We start from the raw sequence: 19,402 nt of genomic DNA on the forward strand, positions 1-19,402 counted from the left end.
AGAATGATGATGGCTGCTTGTATGCAAGATAACCATGTCTAAATGAACAGATATCTAACTTCTATAAGCTCTATAAATCGCTCAAGTGGAACCATCGCTTGGGCTTTTTATATGGTTTAACCATTTGACATGAGACCTTACATCTGCCTTCTGCAGCTTGGAATAAGCTGATATAATGAACCGGATAGGCTGATCCCACGTGCCTTTACGCTAGGATATGAAACGGAGTAGATGGTTAGATGAGAAGAATGCTCGTGGCATTGGTTGCGGTTAGTCTTGGTTGTTATCTTTTGTTATTTGGATTACAGGAAGCAACGGAGAATAAAGGCATGAAGCCAGAGCCATCCAAGAATGGAATTCTGGATATGACCACATGGAATTTTAATTCCGATGAAGTAGCACCACTGGACGGGCAATGGGAATTTTACTGGAATGAACTACTGAGTCCAGGAGTTCACCCCGTTTCAAGTGCACAATTCATTCATGTACCCGGATTTTGGAGACATACAGCACAAGATGGGACTCTTCAGGCCAAGGGTGGTGGAACCTACCGTTTGAAGGTGAAGCTGGAGCCTTCTTCGAGGGTATATGGTCTAAGAATTTCGAACATCCGAATGGCGAGTACCGTTTATGTAAATGGCGAGAAGGTGGGAGAGAGCGGTGTCCCGACTTTAGATCAACATACATATGAATATGTGAACAGGCCGTATAATGCCTTTTTTACAGTACAAGGGGATACGGCAGAGATTTTGATTCATGTAGCCAATTTTGAAAATACGCAAGGCGGCATTCCCTATAGCCTTTACTTTGGAAGTGCGCAGGGCATTCAAGCTTTTAACATCAATACAACCGTCCTTAATTTAACGCTAATTGTATCCCTGCTGATGCTGGGATGTTATCAATTAAGTGTATACATTATTCGCAAAAAAGAACAAGGTCTTCTCTATTTCGGGTTAAGCTGTATTGTAATCGCATGGTCCTTTGCCAGTAACGGCGAACGGATTATCGTAGAATACTTTGATCTGCCCACCGAGTTTTATTATAAAATTCAGGCCATATCGTTATATCTTTCTTTAATTACGATGGTGATGTTTATCCAATCCATGTGCGAAGGACTGATTGCTCGCTGGTTTACCAGAAGCCTTGTATATGGGATGGCGTTGTATATCGCCTTTGTTCTTGTTACCCCGTTTCAATGGTATTCCGACTTCAATATCATCGCCAGCACCTTTCAACTTGGGGCTTACGTCATTATAATTGGTGTTCTGCTCTATTCCTACCGGAAGGGACGATATGGCGAGTTCAGAAAAAAAAGTCTGGCGCTCTTTATCATGGCCTTATGTAGCTACCTGGTGGGTCTATTCGATTACGCTCTATATTTGAGCAGCCTGACGACAAGTTACCAATTGGGGTATTACGCGATTTTAGCTTTTTGTTTCTTGGCATCCTTCATTATGTCTTACCGCTTTTCTGAAGCGTATAACACTATCGAGAATATGGCAGCCAAGCTTCAAAAGGCGGACAAGCAGAAGGATGAGTTTCTGCTTCAGACTTCGCACGAGTTCCAAACACCACTGCACGGCATCATCAATTTGTCCCAGAACATGCTGGAGGCAGGCGCAGAAGAGCTGAACGACATTCAGATGCAAAATCTGTCCTTAATCCGGGATACGTCCAGAAGGTTGTCCGCGCTGGTTCATGATATTTTGGATATGGAGAAAATTAAACGTAACGAATTGACTGTCCTTCCTGCAAAAGTGGATGTACGCGTCACGGTATCTCTCGTGTTCCATTTGTTCGAATATCTCATTACAGGGAAAAAAATTAGGCTGGTTAACGCCGTACCGGATAGGCTGCCTCTCGTTTCTGCAGATGAGAACAGGTTGAAACAGATCATCTACAACCTGGTGGGCAATGCGGCCAAGTTCACTCAGGAAGGCGTCATCACCGTGAGTGCCCGGGTAACAGCAGATCGAGTGACCATTTTGATTGAGGACAGCGGTGTGGGAATTGCCAGGTCGGAATGGGATACGATCTTTCAACCTTTCGAGCAAGCCCACTCCCCGTATGAGTATAGTGGAACGGGCTTGGGATTGTTTATTTGCAAGAAGCTGCTGCATCTGATGGATGGAGACATTTATATTGATTGGTCCGAGCAGGGCAAAGGAACAGGGATTGCTTTTACACTCCCGCTAGCGGATGAGAATGGGGATGGCAGTACGGAAGCTGCTGCGACTTATGAGAATGATATACTAGAGCAGAAGCAGATCTCAGCAGTTACATCCATTCCAGAACATTCGGTTAATCAGTCTCCGTCTGTTGAAAGTAGGTTCACTATATTGGCAGTGGATGATGAAACCTCGAATCTCCATGTTTTGTCCCGGTTGTTCGCGAGTGAACCTTATCATATATTATGGGCAAATAACGGAGTAGAGGCACTGGAGTTGCTTCATAGCCGCTCGGATATCGACTTAGTTCTACTGGATGTGATGATGCCCAGAATGTCCGGGTTTGAGGTCTGCAGAGAGATACGAAAGCAGTTCAGTCTGTTTGAGCTTCCAATTATTTTACTGACGGTGCTTCATTCTTCCAGCGATATTGAGGGAGGGTTAAAGGCGGGAGCGAACGATTTTATAGTCAAACCCTTTGACGCTTCCGAAATAAGAGCCAGAACAGAAACGCTACTACGGTTAAAGACGTCCGTTGAGGATGCCATGAGGTCAGAGCTTGATTTTCTCCAGTCACAGATTAAGCCGCACTTTTTGTTTAATTCATTGAATTCCATTATGGCTTTATGCCGTATAGATCCGATACAAGCAGAGAATCTCATTACACATCTTAGTCATTATTTAAGAAGGAGCTTTGATCCCAGACCGGATCGTTATGTGTCGCTACGAGACGAGCTTCAGCTGGTTGAGGCCTATGTGGCGATTGAACAAGCCCGATTCGAGGATCGACTGACGGTTATATATGATGTACAGCCAGCAACGCTGGAGAAAAAAATCCTTCCGTTAACGATACAGCCTTTGGTGGAGAATGCGATCCGGCACGGTGTCATGAGAAGGGTCGTTGGAGGAACGGTTCGTTTGTCCATTACTCTGCATGAGGATACGGTTCAGATCGAAGTATGGGATGATGGCGTCGGCATGACCCCGGATCAATTACAACAATTATGGGTAGCGAGTAACTCTTCATCTCAACGAAGGGGAGTAGGTCTGATGAATATCCGCCGGAGATTGGCACACTTCTGTAAAGAAGAAATAAAGGTGACGAGTGTAGAAGGAGAATGGACTAGCGTCAGATTTCAGTTCAAAATATAAACTCGTGTACTGTGAAGAGAGGGGAATGATATTCATGAGAGTTGTCATCGTGGATGATGAGCGACTGGCTATTATGCGGCTGCAACACATCCTGGAGGGCATCGAGGAAGTGGAGGTCGTCGGCACATACACGAATTATATGGAGTTGCTGAATGATTTCCCCCGTCTGCAACCGGATGCAGCTTTTTTGGATATTGATATGCCCGGTATGAACGGTCTGGAACTGGCTGCTAACTTGCAGGGGATGGAGCTGGATACGGAGATTGTATTTATTACAGCTTACGATCAGTATGCACTGGATGCATTCCGGGTGAATGCGCTGGACTATCTTTTGAAACCTGTAGATGAAGTAGCGCTGCGTGATACCATTCATCGAATTCTCAAGCGTAAAAGACGGGCTCCTATGAGGAAAAAAGAAACGCATGCCCGTATCCAATGTTTCGGTCAGTATATTGTCTCTCGTTTAAACGATGGGAGCCCGGTCGATTTCCCGACGGCAAAGACAGAAGAGCTTCTCGCATATTTTCTGATTCACAGGGATACGAGTCTTTCTAAATGGAGCATATGTGAAAGTCTATGGCCGGAGCATGAGCCGCAGAAAGCAGAACAAAATCTGCATACAACCGTATTTCGCATGAAGAAAACCTTGCTGGATAACGGCATCCATATTCAATTAAGCTCCAAAAAGGGTTTTTATCATTTTCAACTCCTCGAATCCTGTGATTATGTGCGCTTCGAAGAGCTGAGGAGGGGAGGATCTGCCCAGATTGATAGATATCCTGCGGATGCAGAAGAGGTTTTAAGGCAGTATAAGGGGGCACTTTTTGGCTGGAAAGATTACGCCTGGTGTGAAGCGGATAAGGAACGGGCTAATCAAAGCTTTCGAGATATGTCCAAAACGCTGGCTCGCTTATATATGAAAAGAGGAGAGTATCGGCAAGCACAGGATTTTCTGCAATTCTTTCTCTCCATCGTTCCTTACGATGAAGAAGGTCATGAAATGATGCTAAGGATCTTTATGCACCGGCAGGATCGAACTTCCTTTTCCATGCATTTTAACAAAATGAAAGAGGTGTTCCAGCAGGAAATGGGAATGGAACCGCCTGCCTTCATGGAGCAGATGTATGTGGAAATGATGGGAAAATCATAGTTAGAAGAAGCTTTGCGGTACTCCCTGATAAATGGGATTCTGCGGAGCTTTTTTTGTGGCGTTTTCTGAGGTTCTTTGTAAGTGTTTTGTAAGCGTACGTAAGTAAAATTAGTTCTCGGGACCCACGAATGTCGAAAGAAGGGGAATTACGCGACTTATTGGTGTTGAGGTGAATACAGCGATATTGAGAGGAGAGCACCTGCGGTGAGAGCAGGGAAAGGCCGGAGAAGGACGGGCTTGAGATGTTTGACTGTGTACCTGTACATAGATGGCACCGGAAAAATTAGATAGTAATGATATGAAGAAGATTACGAATGTTTAATCAGGGAGGAATACAGAATGATGCAACATGTTATGGGCAGGAACAAGCTTCGATCCTTGTTTTCTGTTGTTCTTGTTTTCAGTTTACTTTTGAGTTCGTTTCCATCCATTGCTTTTGCGGATGATCCAGCATCACTTGAGATCGGAACTGCTTCCGGATCTCCTGGTGATATAGTAGACGTTCCTGTATATATCTATCCGGGGGATTATAGTATATATGGCTATCAGCTTAATTTTACCTATAATCCTAATAAACTTGAGCCGATGCCAGGGGTAGCAAGTACGAAATGGAACACATCTACCTTTGATAAAGGTGAAATTCCAGCCAGTACTGAAGTTTATGTGAACTCCAGTTTCGGAGAAGAACACCCCATTAAGGATGGGAAGCAAGAGATATTTGTTTTACATTTTAAAATAAAGGAAACAGCGAGTGAGGGTTCAGCCCATGTGATTTGGAATTCAGGTACATACATTGGATCTAATGAATCCATAGTAGGTATTGACCATAATACTCCGGGTTCTGTCACAATAAATCCTGCCTCTGGAACAGGCACGGGGGACGTGGAACCAAAGGATGCACAATCACCTCAAATTAACCAGCAACCTTTGGATAAAGAAGTGAATTTGAATGATAGTGTGCAGTTGAGTGTAAATGCAACGGTAAGTGACGGCGGAGTGTTAAGCTATCAATGGTACAGTTTAATTACGACTGGAGAGAGGGCCATTGATGGGGCTACGGATAGTAGCTTTGATGTGCCGACAACGACGGCAGGAACAACGTTTTATTTCGTTAAGGTAAAGAACACACTCGGTGCCAGTTCCAAGATAGACTCTAGCCAAGTAGTCAGTGTAACGGTGAAACCCCCATTGGCTGAAGGGCATTGGCAAGATATAACGGGGCCAGAGATACCTGTTAATGGACCAATTGATATCGCAGTTGATCCGAATGGTACGGTGTACGTGGCTAGTTCCACAACAATTAAGATGCGGTCCAACAATGGTAACTGGATCGATATAACACCAGAAGAAGGTCTCGAATATATCTCGGGTATGGCTGCAGATAGCACAGGGGCAATCTATGTGTCGCGGAGCCGCAGTAGTTCTATTTTGAAATATATGGATGGTACTTGGGAAGTTGTTAATGGCACTAATGAAGGTCTCTCCACGCCAGTTGATGTGGCAGTGGATGAGAATAACCAGATTTTTGTAGCAGATAGAGAGTTCAGAAACGTTAAAAGACTGGTCGATGGAACCTGGGAAAGTATCAGTGAATTCAATGTCTCTACTCCTGTTGGATTAGCAGTAGGTAATGGGAATGTTTATGTAACATATGATAACTTTGTTGAATTTGGAGTTAAAACATTAATGGATGGTAGCTGGGAAGGTATCACAGCTGGCACAAAATTTAATATGCCACAAGGAATTGCAGCCGATGCAAGTGGGGATGTGTATGTAGCAGACTCATATAATCATGTTGTAAGGAAGCGGTCTGCAGGCGTATGGACAACGGTCAGTGAAGTAAGTGATTTCAGCCTTCCTTATGGTGTAGCCATAAGTCACAATGGAGACGTGTATGTCACAGATTATGAGAGCGGACATATTAAAAGGCTGATTGTTAATGCAGCAATTCCGGTTATTCATGCACAGCCCATTGGCGATACGGTAGATCAGGGAGCTGAGCAACCGAAATTGAGCATTAATGCCACAGTTAACGATGGTGGTACATTGAGCTATCAATGGTACAGCAACACGAAAAATAGCGTGGAAGGAGCCTCATTGATTGAGGGTGCAACGGAGAGCAGTTATTCCGCACCGACAACTCAACCTGGCATTCTCTACTATTATGTGAATGTGAAAAATATGAATACTTCTGCTGCCCAAAATCAAGCCGCATCAGTCAATAGTTCCCTTGCGCTAGTGACGGTGAGTAGCGGCGGCAACACTGGTGGTGGAACAGGACCAGTGATTACGGAACCAGCAAAGGCACAATCCCCTCAGATTACCCGACAACCTGCGGACAGAAGTGTAAGCCTGAATGATCCAAGTCCACAGTTGAAAGTCGTTGCATCCGTAAATGATGGGGGTCAGCTATCCTATCAATGGTATCGCAATACAAAGAAAAGTGTCGAGAGTGGAAACATTGAAAAGATCGCAGGAGCAACGGAAAGCAGGTATGATGCGCCCGCATCAACTGTGGGAATAACGTATTATTTTGTTGAGGTAACCAATACGTTAGGTGAAACTTCTACAACAACGCCGAGCACTGTAGCTACAGTACTTGTAAGTAAGGGGAGCTGGCAAGATATCACGGGGCCAGAGGCATCTTTTGTTGGTGCAAATGGTATTGCAGTCGATCCGAATGGTACGGTGTACGTAATAAGTGGAATGAAAATTGTTAAGCGTACTATAGACAGTGACTGGCAGGATATCACTCCTGCTGATGGAGAGGCAAGAGAAGATTTTTATACTGGTATTGCAGCAGATAGCAAAGGTACGATTTATGTATCCAGATACAATAACAGTTCTATCTTGAAATACGCTGGAGATGCTTGGGAATCCGTTGATAGTATTGGACTTATCAATCCATCGCATTTGGCAGTTGATGAGCAAGATCAGATCTATGTGGTAGATCGAGGCGACGTAATTAAAAAACTGGTTAATGGTACTTGGGAGAACTTCGGTTCAATTAATAGTTACATTTCTAGTTTAGTAGTGACTGGTGGGAAAATGTATGCTAGTCATAGTAATGGAGTTACGGTCAAAACGTTGTGGAACGATAGTTCGGAGGAAGTCGTATCTGGCGTACAGTTTGTCATGTTAATAGGAATGACAGCGGATGCGAACGGTAATGTGTATGTTGCAGACAGTGAAGGCGTGAAAAAACTGTCAAATGGTGAAGCGACGCCAATTAGTACAAAAGCCGATTTCAGTATTCCGTATGGGCTCGCTTTAGATTTCCTTGGTAATTTGTATGCTGTTGATAATCAGCTCGGCAAGGTTAAGAAGCTCATCATCAACGCAGCAACTCCGGTAATTCATACGGATCTGGTGGACTTAAAGGTAGATCAGGGAAGCGAGAGCCCGCAATTGAGCGTGAATGCCACGGTAAGTGACAGTGGTACATTGAGCTATCAATGGTACAGTAACACAAATGATAGCGTTGAAGGCGCTACATTGATTGAGGGTGCAACAGAGAGTAGTTATTCCGTACCTACAGATCAAGCAGGTAAGGTGTACTATTATGTGAAAGTGAAGAACACAAACGATTTGGCTGCTCAGAATCAAACGTCAACGGTCAATAGTTTGGTTGTGGCGGTGACTGTCAATTCAGCTAATCTTCCGGCTTACAATGTATTCTTTAATCGGCAGGATGGAACTGCTCCATTCTCAATGGGGGTAACACAAGGCTCCAAGATTCCAGTAATGATTGTTAAGGAAAGAGCAGGTTACACCTTTGAAGGGTGGTACAAGGATGCAGCAGGAACATTAAAATGGAATAACGATACAGATGTTGTGAATAGCGATGTTACTTTATATGCAAAATGGACTGCCACTAGCAACGGCGGTGGAACAGATCAAGGTGGCAACACTGGCGGCAACGGTAGTGGAACTGGCAATGGCAACGCTGGTGGAAACAGTGGAAGTGCTGGCAATGCAGGAAGCAACAACAGTGTTAGCGCAGGAGCAACTCCTGCAGGCACGCCAGCCCCGACCAATGATGCGGTTGTAGTACTGGTGAATGGCAAAGAGGAGCGCATTGGTAAGTCTGTAGCTTCTAAAGAAGGTGAACGTACGGTAACGACGATCACTGTTGATCAGAAGCAACTCGATACCAAGCTGAATGCAGAAGGGCAAGGCGCTGTTGTAACAATCCCTGTTTCTGCTGAGTCCAATATCATTATAGGTGAACTCACTGGACAGATGATTAAGAAGATGGAAGACAAACAGGCGATTCTGGTTGTGAAAACAGGAAATGCAAGCTACTCGATTCCTGCGCAGCAGCTTGATATTGATTCGATCTCCAGGCAATTGGGTTCTACAGGGACGCTGGAGGACATCAAGCTGTCATTGCGTATCGCTTCTCCGGAAGCAACAATGATGAAGGTTGCCGAAGATACGGCGAAACAAAATGCATTTACACTGGTAGCACCTTCAATTGACTTTACAGTCAAAGCAGAGTATGCAGGAAAGTCAGTGGATATAAATAAGTTTAATGTGTATGTGGAACGGTCTATAGCTCTGCCCGAAGGCATTGATCCAAGCAAAATTACAACAGGGATCGTAACAGATCCAGATGGATCTGTACGTCATGTTCCAACCAAAGTAACACTGGAGAATGGTAAGTATTTTGCCCACATTAACAGTTTGACCAATAGCTTGTACTCGGTAGTTTGGCATCCGCTGACGTTCAAAGATGTAGAAAGTCACTGGGCCAAGGATGCTGTTAATGACATGGGTTCCCGTTTAATTGTAAATGGCAGTGGTAATGATCTTTACAATCCGAATGTGGATATGACACGTGCTGAATTCGCAGCTATCATGATGCGGGGCTTGGGATTGAAACCGATTGAAGGAAATTCACCTTTTGCAGATGTAAAAGCTTCCGATTGGTATCATTCCGCCGTGCTGACGGCTTATGATTACAAGCTGATCGATGGCTTCGAGGACGGAACTTTCCGTCCGCAAGAGAAGATTACCCGTGAACAAGCGATGGTGATTCTCTCCAAAGCGATGGTAATTACCGGGTTAACAGAGAAGCTTGCAGGTAAGGGCAGCGATGAAATGCTGAAACCTTACACGGATGCTTCACTTGTTGCGGCATGGGCGAAAGCTGGTGTAGAAGCAAGTTTGGAAGCAGGTGTCGTGAGCGGCAGAGGAGCAGAACAACTGGCTCCGAATGCGAATATTACCCGTGCTGAAGTTGCGACGATTGTACAACGGTTACTGAAGGTATCCGGTTTAATTTAATGAAATTCAAAGGGTTGCTCCGTGCAGAACTAACTGCATCAGGGGCAACCCTTTTTGTGTATTTTGCATAATAAAAAAGACGTTACCGGAATGGCTATGACGAAGCCAGCATGTATCCTGCTCCCCGAATCGTAATAATTCTCTCTGGATGGAGAGGGTCATCCTCTATCTTTTTGCGTAAATTACTGATGTGTACAGCGACCGTTCTCGTATCCTCCAGACTTTCCATGCCCCAGACAAGATTGAATAACGTATCGACCGAGATCACCCGATTCACATTCTGTGCCATATAGGACAGGAGACTGAATTCTTTTTTGGATAAAAAAATGGTTTTACTACCTATGTTGACGGACTGAGCATAGAAATCCAGTTGCAACCCTGGTAACTCCAGCAGTTGTTCCCGCCTGCTTGACGATACTCTGCGAAGATGAGCCTTGATTTTGGCCATGAGTACGCCTGGACTGAACGGCTTGGTCACATAATCGTCGCCGCCATCCGTTAATGCACTGATCTTCACCTCATCTTCCTCATGGCTGCTCAGAAACAAGATCGGCGCATCAGTGTAGCCTCTTGCGTTCCTGCACCAGTCAATGCCGTTTTCATTGGCTAGCATCACATCCAGTACAATCAAATCAGGATTAAACGATGTAAGCAGCTGCATGGCTTCTGTCCCGGTATGACTATAAGTGCAATTAAAACCTTCACGTTCGCAATACGCCTGAACAATCTCACATATATGGGGATCATCATCGACGATCATAATTTTGTACGAGTCCTTCATATGGTCACCTTCCTGCTATTGAATAGAGCGGCAGCGATATATAAAATATCGATCCCGTCTCGCCGTCGCTGTCTGCATGAACGCTTCCCCCATGTGCCTGAACAATTTCCCTGCAAATCGCGAGTCCGAGTCCACTGCCCTCCACTTTCATGTCCGTGCTTGGCCGATCATATCGGTAATTGCGATCAAAGATTTGCTCGAGTTGATCCGGGGGAATACCCATGCCAGAGTCTTGTACACTAATGATCACATTAGAGGGATCTTCTGTCTCATCCACGGCTAGAGCAAGACGTATGATTCCACCAGTAGAGGTGAACTTCATCGCGTTGGATACGAGATTAAACAAAGCCTGCTCTAATCTTTGCTCATCAATCTCAATGTGCGGAAAGTCAGCCCGTTGATCTTCCCCTCTGCCGATGTCCAGTGTGAAATCCAATCCTGCGTCAAGCACAACCAGCTCATATTGTTCAAAAAAACGATGTAAGAAGTCGGCTGCATGAACCGGCTCCATGTGGTATTCCACTTGTCCTGTCTCCAGATGAGACAAGAAGGACAACTCCCCGATCATATGATTAATTCGTATCGTGTTATCACGAATATATTTTAGGTACTGTTCATTGCGTTCTGGCTTTACCATATCTTTTACCGCCTCGACATAACCAAGCATGCTGGACAGCGGCAGACGCAAATCATGCGTAATGTAGGCAAGTAGCTTCTTTCTTCCATGCTCTGAGCGGAGTAACTGCTCATACGACGTACGCAGGTCTTCGTGAGCCGCAGATAATGCATGTGTACGTTCCTTCACCAGTTGCTCCAGATTGGTATTCATATCGGTAAGCCTGTCATTCGCTTCCTGAAGCTCATGGGCAATCCGCACCTCGTTTGTTGCTGCCCTTGTAAATCTGGAAGAAAGCAGAATCAGCTGTGCAATCGTGAATATCAACAGACCTGCCGGAGAAGTATTTCCGATTGGCGACCACTCATTGAAGTATAAGAAGTCGTTAATCACCGTAACCAAAGCAACCACGGATACGAGCAGGAAAATCAGAGCTCCCTCCATATGCTGCATAGCCGCTTTGGCTAGCCCAACCATCAGATATGCCATATGAAGAACAACGACCGCACCAATCAACATTAACATTTTGGTATAGATCAGTGCAGGGGTTATGACAACAACCAGGCAAAGTAATCCCGTTACGATTCGGCTGCCAAGACGGAACCATCGTGAGACATAATTCGGGAAAATACATTCATAATACTTGGTAATGACATACCCACCAAGACAAAGAGTCAGATATTCCATTTTAAACTGCAATTCCCACGGGAAATCAGAAAAAAATTGTGTAAACATCAGCTCGCCATTCAGCATGGATCGGATGCCAAACAACAAGGTAAACAGACCAAAGTATAATGGTGCTCTGTCCTGACGGCGGAGCAAGAACAACATCAGATTATATAAGCCAATGACGAGCAGACTTGCTGTTATAAACATGTCTGTGGCAACCTTCAGTTTAGTCTGGACCGTTAATACGTTACTCCCACCTAGTTCTATTTCTTTGGTGATACCGCCACGATTATGATAGAAATTGGATACTTGCATCACGAGTTCTACCGTATCGCTCTCGGGCTGGAAGAACACCAGTTTTGTTGCCAATTGCGGTGTCATGTTACTTTTGTCCTGACCAACCCTACCTGCTTCTGCAAGCAGTTCTCCATTCACCCATAGTTTATAAGCATGGAAAATGGTAGGTAACCGCAGCGCAAGTCGCTCATTTCTGTCCTGCTCGCTAAGCTTAATGAGCAGACGAAAAGTGGCAAAGCCTTCTCCTGTCAGTTCTTGACCATCCAATCGGTAGCCTAGCCATGATCCAGGTATATTGATATATCGGTCAGACTGTCCACCCATTTCCATACGACTTCGTATATCCTCAGGCGAAAGCAACTGATGCCAGTAGAATGTCCATTCTCCCTCTAACTGTACAGGATTTGTACGAATATGACCCTGAGTTAAATCGAGTATGCCTTGTTCGCTTCTAACGGGAGGGGAATCTGGTGCAGACATTACGGCGTAGCTTATGACCAAACCGATAACAACGACAAAAGTGATGTGAAGCAAGATCGTACGAGAACTGACTCGCAGAATATCCCTGAACATGAAGTTGACCCCAATCTACAAAATTCGCTATAAATATCTGAATATCTTCATGATAGCATCAACAAAAGAAAATGTGTGAGTCATGGAGATAAAAACTTCAAGAAAGACCCAGATGACTTCAAAGGTGAACTATTCTTTTGTGCTGTAGCTATTAGAGGGGCGTATCGTTGTGCTGTGCTATACTTTATGTAAATGTTCTGTTGAAGCTTTTCTGAGAATAGGAGGAACTATGTCCTGGAGTAAATTAAAACAACAATTAGAGAGTTTCCTTAGCCCCGCACTGGCCGGCACAGTAGCGTACCGGGCAACCAGTTACCGCTATTCACCGGATAAATCAGGGAGTGGTTATCTGACCGTGGATCAGAAGAATATCCTTAATATGGCGGATACGACGACACCCATACGGTGGTATCAGACCGATCAGGAGATCAAGAATGATCCCAATATCGTAATTCCTGTAAGTATGGAAGAGATTGAAGCCATTCGTAAAGAAACGAAAGGGGCTGTACCGGAAGAACGACTTGAGATCATGGTGCGAGGTAGAAAAAGCACATCTCATGCTAAGGAACTGTTAGCGGCTCAAGCCGCATTGAGCAAATCGAATTTTACGTCGGTAGCAACAACGTTTCTGGCCACTTCAATCGAGGACAATCTGGAGAGCAATGACATTCTGCTCAATATTTTGGCGCTGATCGACAGACGGGTGGGCAAAAAGCGGATTCTGAACATGTCGGATTCGATTAAAATGAAGCATTCTGCCGTGCAGTATTTTTACGAACTGCGCCGCAGGACAGTGTGAAATCGTTATTTCGCATGTTAAATCAAGCTTACAAACAGCTTATAAAGCAAAGAAAGCCGTGCTGTAACACGACTCTTTGCCGAAATAGCCGCTTCCAAGAGCGGTGGGCTTCAAACAAGAGCATACACGACCAAGTAGACCGCGACCTTTGTAAGGGGGCGGTCTACTTGTGTTTATCGGACCGCAACGCTGGAACTTAGCCAACCAAAGGTTATTATCGGCAAGCTCAAAGGGTAGAGAATCTAATGTAGAGCGGTTTAGAACAAAATATGTTGTACTACATATTGTTTTTATACTTCAACAAAGATAAGATATAATAAGAACATATGTTTTGTCCATGCTATATTTTATACATATTCGGGGGATTACTGTGGTTGAACTTGTTAAGGGGTGAATACGTCCAATGATACAATTAACCAGACGGCAAGCCAGGCGATTTTTATTGTTAAAGCATGGGTTATTGGGGGAGCATCAATATGGCGGAAAGTCAGGGGTCATGGAATTTACAAGACAGGTTGGTTGCCTTCAATATGATCCTATCGATATCTGTGGAAAAAATGCCGAGTTAGTATTGCAGTCACGCATTCGTGGATTTAGCAAGAACATGCTCGAAGAGTTATTGTATGAAGATCGATTACTGATGGATTATCCCGATAAGAATCTCGCTATAATCTCTATTGAGGACTGGCCTTATTTCGAACGGTACAGACAAGCGGCCAGGCAACATGCCGAAAGCTATCCCCAGATGGAGACGCTCACAAGGCAAGTACGGGATTATATACAGCAAGTTGGTCCGGTAAGTTCGAATGAATTAAATGCATTGCAACTAGAAGGAGATTTCACTTGGCGTTCAGCCATTCACTGGAGTAGTGGGAACAATGTTTCGCGCTCGGTGTTGGAGCAGATGTATTCGACAGGTGAACTGGTTATCCATCATAAAAAAGGAACACGTAAATATTATGATCTGGCTGAGAAGCACATACAATCTGATTTATTGCACGCCCCGGAACCGTTATTGGACGAATTAGATCATCACAAGTGGAGAGTATTGCGCCGAATCGGTGCGGTTGGTTTACTGTGGAATCGTGCATCCGATGCCTGGCTTAATATATGGGGGTTAAAGACAGAGCAGCGGAACAGGGCTTTTCATGAGCTATTGCTGGAAGATCGCATTATTGCTGTGGAGGTAGAACAACTCAAGGAACGTTTATACTGCCGGACAGAAGACTTACCTATGATTGAACACATACTGCAAAATCCGGAGTTACAAGAGCGCTGCGAATTAATTGCTCCACTGGATAATTTAATGTGGGATAGAAAGCTTATTTATGCATTGTTTGAGTTCGACTACAAATGGGAGATCTATACGCCAGCTCTCAAACGGAAATTTGGTTATTATGTGTTGCCTTTACTGTATGGAGACCGGTTCATTGGGAGAGCCGAGATTATCGTGGAACGGAAATCTGGAAGGCTTGTTGTTAAACATGTCTGGTACGAAAAAGACATGCAGCCAACCGAAGAACTGGTAGCCATGGTGAAGGAATGTTTCGAGCGGTTCGCAATATTCAATGACTGTGAGACGATTTCAGTAGAGGGAAAAGACTAAAAACTAAACATCAAAATTGAAGAGCATACATGTGTTTGTTCCCCAGTTGTTATAGCCTGAAGCTATAACCAGTCATACATTTTTGGTATCTCTTCTAACCCCGCTCCGCGTGATATGATAATCATATACAACGAGGGGGTTATTTACATGACTGACAAGTTCCAGATCGTAGGCAGTTTATTGCGGCCGGAAGAGCTGCTGACATATAAAACACAGATTGAACACCGGGATGATATCCAGTATCCATTCTATGAAAACTTTCAAGGATACCAGCAATGTGAGACGAAAGCGATTGAACAAGTGATCCAAAAAGAGATTGAGAACGACCTGTCCGTTATCACGGACGGCGAATTTTCCAAATCGATGTGGCATCTCGACTTTGTGTGGGGATTTGGCGGAGTGGAGCGGTATATTGCGGATCATGGGTACTTTTTCCGGGATGTGGACGGCACTTCTAAATATGAAACGCGTAAAGATATCGGGCTGCGTATTACGGGGCAACTGAGCGGCAAGAATCATCATTTCATTCAACTGTTCAAGCAGTTGCAAGACCAAGCGGGTGACAAGCAGACCAAACTTTGCATTCCATCGCCGTCCCATATTTTCGGTGAATTATCGTGGTCGGACAACATTGGGGGCAAGGATGCCGTATACCAGAATACACAGGAGCTGAAAGCCGGCTTGGTAAGTGCTTATAAGGAATTTGTGCAGGAGTTTGCAACTGCGGGTGGTACAATTCTGCAAATGGATGACTGTCTCTGGGAGCTGTTTGCCGATGACAATCCGAACTCGCCTTTTACCGGAGAGCATATTAATCAAGAGGAAGTACAGGGTCTCGCCACGGAGTTTATCGATATCAACAATACGGTCATTGACTTCGGTCATAGTCTGGGTCTGAAAATGTGGACACATAACTGCCGCGGCAACTATGACTCCCGTAACATGGGCGGCGGATCGTATGTGAAGATTGCGAATCTGTTCCTGAAGCAATTGAAGTATGATCGTTTCTTCCTGGAGTGGGATGATGATCGTGCGGGTTCCATCGAAGCGCTGGAAGTGTTCAAAGACAGACCGGATACAGAAATTGTACTGGGTCTACTGTCCTCCAAAACAAGTACGCTCGATGATGAGGAGCGCGTGGTTCGTCTGCTGGACGAAGCCTCCAAGATCATTGACAAAGATAGGCTACTTCTGTCTCACCAATGTGGTTTTGCCTCCTGTGATAGCGGGAACGAACTGAGCGAAGCCCAGCAGTGGGCGAAGATTCATCAGGGTCAGCAGATTGCGAAGCAATACTGGGGCAACTAATTTCTATAACATATAGATATTTTCATAGGGCGATCTTTTCCGAGCAGGATTCGGGAGAGGTCGCTTTTTTATTTTGCCTGATTCGTTACCGTGTGATCGTTATGTCTGTTTTGTGATTCTTCTCACTTTCCTGACCCGACATCTGCTCTACACTTAATGGCATGTAGATAGGGGGAGAATGGATGACGATGCCACAGATCAAGGGGCAAATGCAGCAGTTAAGGCCGCAGATGAAGCCACGTGATTATACCCAATATCCGTTCATCGTGATCTGGGAAGTGACCCGGGCATGTGCGCTGAAATGTGTGCATTGTCGGGCAGAGGCCCAGTATCGGGCTGATCCACGTCAACTGACCACCGAACAGGGAAAAAGGTTGATAGATGATATTGCTGCTATGCAGGAACAACCGTTATTTGTTTTCACGGGGGGTGACCCGCTAATGCGGCCAGATCTGTTTGAACTGGCGGAGTATGCGATTCGGGAGAAGAGGCTACCCGTGTCCATGACGCCTAGTGCCACCCCGAAGGTCACTCAAGCGGCAATTATGCAAGCGAAGGAAGTCGGTTTATCCCGCTGGGCGTTTAGTCTGGACGGGTCAACGGCCGAGATTCATGATCATTTTCGCGGAACCAGAGGTTCTTATGATATGACGATGAGGGGCATTCGATTTTTGCAGGAAGCATCCATTCCGATTCAAATCAACACGACCGTTTCCCGTTATAACCTCCACGATCTGGAAGCCATCAGCCGTAAGGTGAAAGAGATGGGCGTTGTGCTGTGGAGTCTGTTTTTCCTCATTCCGACAGGCAGAGCTCAGGAGAAAGATATGATCACAGCGGAAGAGCATGAACAGGTCATGAAGTGGATGGTGCAGCTTGCTCATGAGATGCCTTACGGCGTGAAATCAACGGAGGCACCTCACTACAGACGGGTAATGATACAGCAACGGACAGCAGGAGCAGAGCAGGCCTCAGAGCAGAACTCCAAGCAAGGCTTAGAACTTCAATCCGAGCAGAGCGCAGGAAATCATGCAGATCTTGCCAAGGGTCTCGCCAAACACCCAGATATGCTGGGACGTGCACCGCAAGGGGTCAATGATGGGGACGGGTTTGTGTTTATCAGTCACACGGGAGACGTCTATCCTAGCGGTTTCTTGCCCGTGGTTTGCGGTAATGTGAAGAATGAGTCGCTAATTGAGGTGTACCGGAATTCACCGGTGATGCAGACCTTGCGGGATAAGTCGAAATTGAACGGGAAATGTGCAGTCTGCGAGTACAAAACGATGTGTGGTGGCTCCAGAGCAAGAGCGTATGCAATGACGGGAGATTATATGGCCAGTGATCCTTCCTGTGCCTATATCCCGGCGGCGCTGCGTTAAAGTTTATATGGCGGGAAGTGTAGCATGGATAATCAACGCACGAAACAAGTTGTCATCGCTGGCGGTGGCATTACCGGATTGAGCGCAGCTTATTATATCGAACAGTTTTGCAGAGCGAATGATGTTGCAGCAGAACTTATTATTGTTGAAAAAAATGATCGATTCGGTGGACATGTGCACACCGGTAGAAGGAATGGATTCGTGATCGAACGGGGGCCCGATTCTTTTCTCGCACGGAAAACCTCCATCATTGAGCTTATGCAGGAGCTCGGTATGGGTGAAGAACTCGTTGGTACGCGTCCAGGGGTGTCGCATAGCTATATCGCGTATCGGAATAAACTGCATCCGATTCCGGATGGCTTTATGCTCGGAGTGCCTACGAAGTGGAAACCCTTCGTAACAACTCGTTTATTGTCCCTTCGGGGCAAGGTGCGAGCAGCGGCAGATCTTGTTTTGCCGCGGAGGTCGAGCAGGGAGGATGAGTCCCTGGGGCAACTGCTACGCAGACGCCTTGGCGATGAAGTACTGGAGCAGATCGCCGAGCCGCTCTTGGCAGGCATATATGCTGGCAATGCGGACGGACTGAGTGTACAAGCAACGTTCCCAATGCTACAGGAAACGGAGCAAAAATACCGTAGCCTGATCGTGGGCATGCTGGGTGTGAGAAAAAGCCGCGCCCCGAAGCAAACAGTCAAGCCTACGGCTCAAACCACAACGGAGTCTACGTCACAACCTACAACTATATCGGCAACCCGTCCAGCTCTCAAACCCGCATCAAAACCATCGGGCACGGCCACTCGAAGCATGTTTTTGAGTGCACGGGGCGGACTGGAAGGTGTGGTAACGCAACTTGAACAGACACTTTCTTCCACAGCACATTTGATCAGGAACACGGAAATTTCCCGTGTGTCGAAAGCAGAACAAGAGCAAGGAAAAGACACTATACGTTATACGGTTCAGTTTAACAATGGAACGACGCTTGCGGCGGATGCGGTAGTGATTGCGACTCCAGCGTATGCAGCAGCGGATATGCTTGCACATGAGCATGAGGCGATTGCAGAACACCTGCGTGCGATCCCGTATGCTTCGGTGATGAACGTCGTACTTGCTTATCGCGAGCAGGATGTGGGTGTTTCCCTGAATGCATCCGGCTTTGTTGTACCGCGCAAGGAAGAACGCAAAATTACAGCCTGCACCTGGACATCATCTAAGTGGGAGCATACAGCGCCGAAAGGTCACATTCTTTTGCGAGCATATGTGGGGAAATACGGCCGTGACCCGATGAGTCATCAGCTTACCGATGAAGAAATCATTGCTGAAGTACGCCGGGAATTACAGGATACCATGGGGATCTCCGCAGAGCCTGTTTTTACAGAGATCAACCGATTACCGTTATCCATGCCCCAATATCAAGTCGGGCATCTAAAACGAATCGCAGAGGTTGAGAAGTTACTGGAAGATGTTATGCCTGGAGTGTACGTTGGTGGCGGAGGTTACCGCGGAATTGGCGTTCCGGATTGTATCTCTCAGGGCAAGGCTATGGCGGAGAAAGTCATTGGCACGTTGTTGGGAACTAGATAAACATAAAGAAGCGGCAGCCTGTCCCGAAATTCAA

The 19,402-nt window shown here is 45.7% G+C and carries 10 protein-coding genes; 8 read left to right on the forward strand and 2 right to left on the reverse strand.

The window, feature by feature from the left end:
- Nucleotides 1–239: 239 nt before the first annotated feature.
- The 3 genes from MHI38_RS20445 (at nt 240) to MHI38_RS20455 (ending at nt 9,759) form a co-directional block, all read left to right on the forward strand.
- Nucleotides 240–3,320 (forward strand): hybrid sensor histidine kinase/response regulator, encoded by a 3,081-nt coding sequence (locus MHI38_RS20445; RefSeq protein WP_339835491.1) that lies wholly within the window; start codon nt 240–242, stop codon nt 3,318–3,320.
- A 34-nt stretch (nt 3,321–3,354) separates the two neighbouring features.
- A complete protein-coding gene (locus MHI38_RS20450; protein ID WP_339835494.1) occupies nt 3,355–4,470 on the forward strand; it encodes a response regulator in 1,116 nt (371 codons plus the stop codon).
- Between the two features lie 339 nt (nt 4,471–4,809).
- Nucleotides 4,810–9,759 carry an S-layer homology domain-containing protein gene (locus MHI38_RS20455; RefSeq protein ID WP_341181594.1) on the forward strand — a complete coding sequence of 1,650 codons (4,950 nt, stop codon included), beginning with the start codon at nt 4,810–4,812 and terminating at the stop codon, nt 9,757–9,759.
- A gap of 94 nt (nt 9,760–9,853) precedes the next feature.
- Here MHI38_RS20455 and MHI38_RS20460 read toward each other — a convergent pair whose 3' ends face one another.
- Both MHI38_RS20460 and MHI38_RS20465 read right to left on the reverse strand, forming a co-directional pair.
- Entirely contained in the window at nt 9,854–10,540 is a 687-nt protein-coding gene (locus tag MHI38_RS20460; protein WP_090923222.1) for a response regulator transcription factor, read from the reverse strand.
- A 4-nt stretch (nt 10,541–10,544) separates the two neighbouring features.
- Nucleotides 10,545–12,695 carry an ATP-binding protein gene (locus tag MHI38_RS20465; RefSeq protein WP_341181595.1) on the reverse strand — a complete coding sequence of 717 codons (2,151 nt, stop codon included), beginning with the start codon at nt 12,693–12,695 and terminating at the stop codon, nt 10,545–10,547.
- Nucleotides 12,696–12,924: 229 nt separating this feature from the next.
- Here MHI38_RS20465 and MHI38_RS20470 point away from each other — a divergent pair, with 229 nt between their 5' ends.
- The 5 genes from MHI38_RS20470 (at nt 12,925) to hemG (ending at nt 19,368) form a co-directional block, all read left to right on the forward strand.
- Complete coding sequence (locus tag MHI38_RS20470) at nt 12,925–13,494, forward strand: SF0329 family protein (RefSeq protein ID WP_090923218.1); 570 nt, start codon at nt 12,925–12,927, stop codon at nt 13,492–13,494.
- A 496-nt stretch (nt 13,495–13,990) separates the two neighbouring features.
- Nucleotides 13,991–15,100 (forward strand): winged helix-turn-helix domain-containing protein, encoded by a 1,110-nt coding sequence (locus MHI38_RS20475; RefSeq protein WP_341181596.1) that lies wholly within the window; start codon nt 13,991–13,993, stop codon nt 15,098–15,100.
- A 147-nt stretch (nt 15,101–15,247) separates the two neighbouring features.
- On the forward strand, nt 15,248–16,408 hold the full coding sequence (locus MHI38_RS20480) for a 5-methyltetrahydropteroyltriglutamate--homocysteine methyltransferase (RefSeq protein WP_341181597.1): 1,161 nt from the start codon (nt 15,248–15,250) through the stop codon (nt 16,406–16,408).
- 188 nt (nt 16,409–16,596) lie between these two features.
- Complete coding sequence (locus MHI38_RS20485; RefSeq protein WP_445667240.1) at nt 16,597–17,787, forward strand: TIGR04053 family radical SAM/SPASM domain-containing protein; 1,191 nt, start codon at nt 16,597–16,599, stop codon at nt 17,785–17,787.
- A gap of 24 nt (nt 17,788–17,811) precedes the next feature.
- Nucleotides 17,812–19,368, forward strand: a complete 1,557-nt coding sequence (gene hemG / locus MHI38_RS20490; RefSeq protein ID WP_341181598.1) for a protoporphyrinogen oxidase — start codon at nt 17,812–17,814, stop codon at nt 19,366–19,368.
- Nucleotides 19,369–19,402: the final 34 nt, after the last annotated feature.

It is taken from the genome of Paenibacillus sp. FSL K6-1558 (genome assembly GCF_038002565.1).
Classification (GTDB): Bacteria; Bacillota; Bacilli; order Paenibacillales; family Paenibacillaceae; genus Paenibacillus; species Paenibacillus polysaccharolyticus.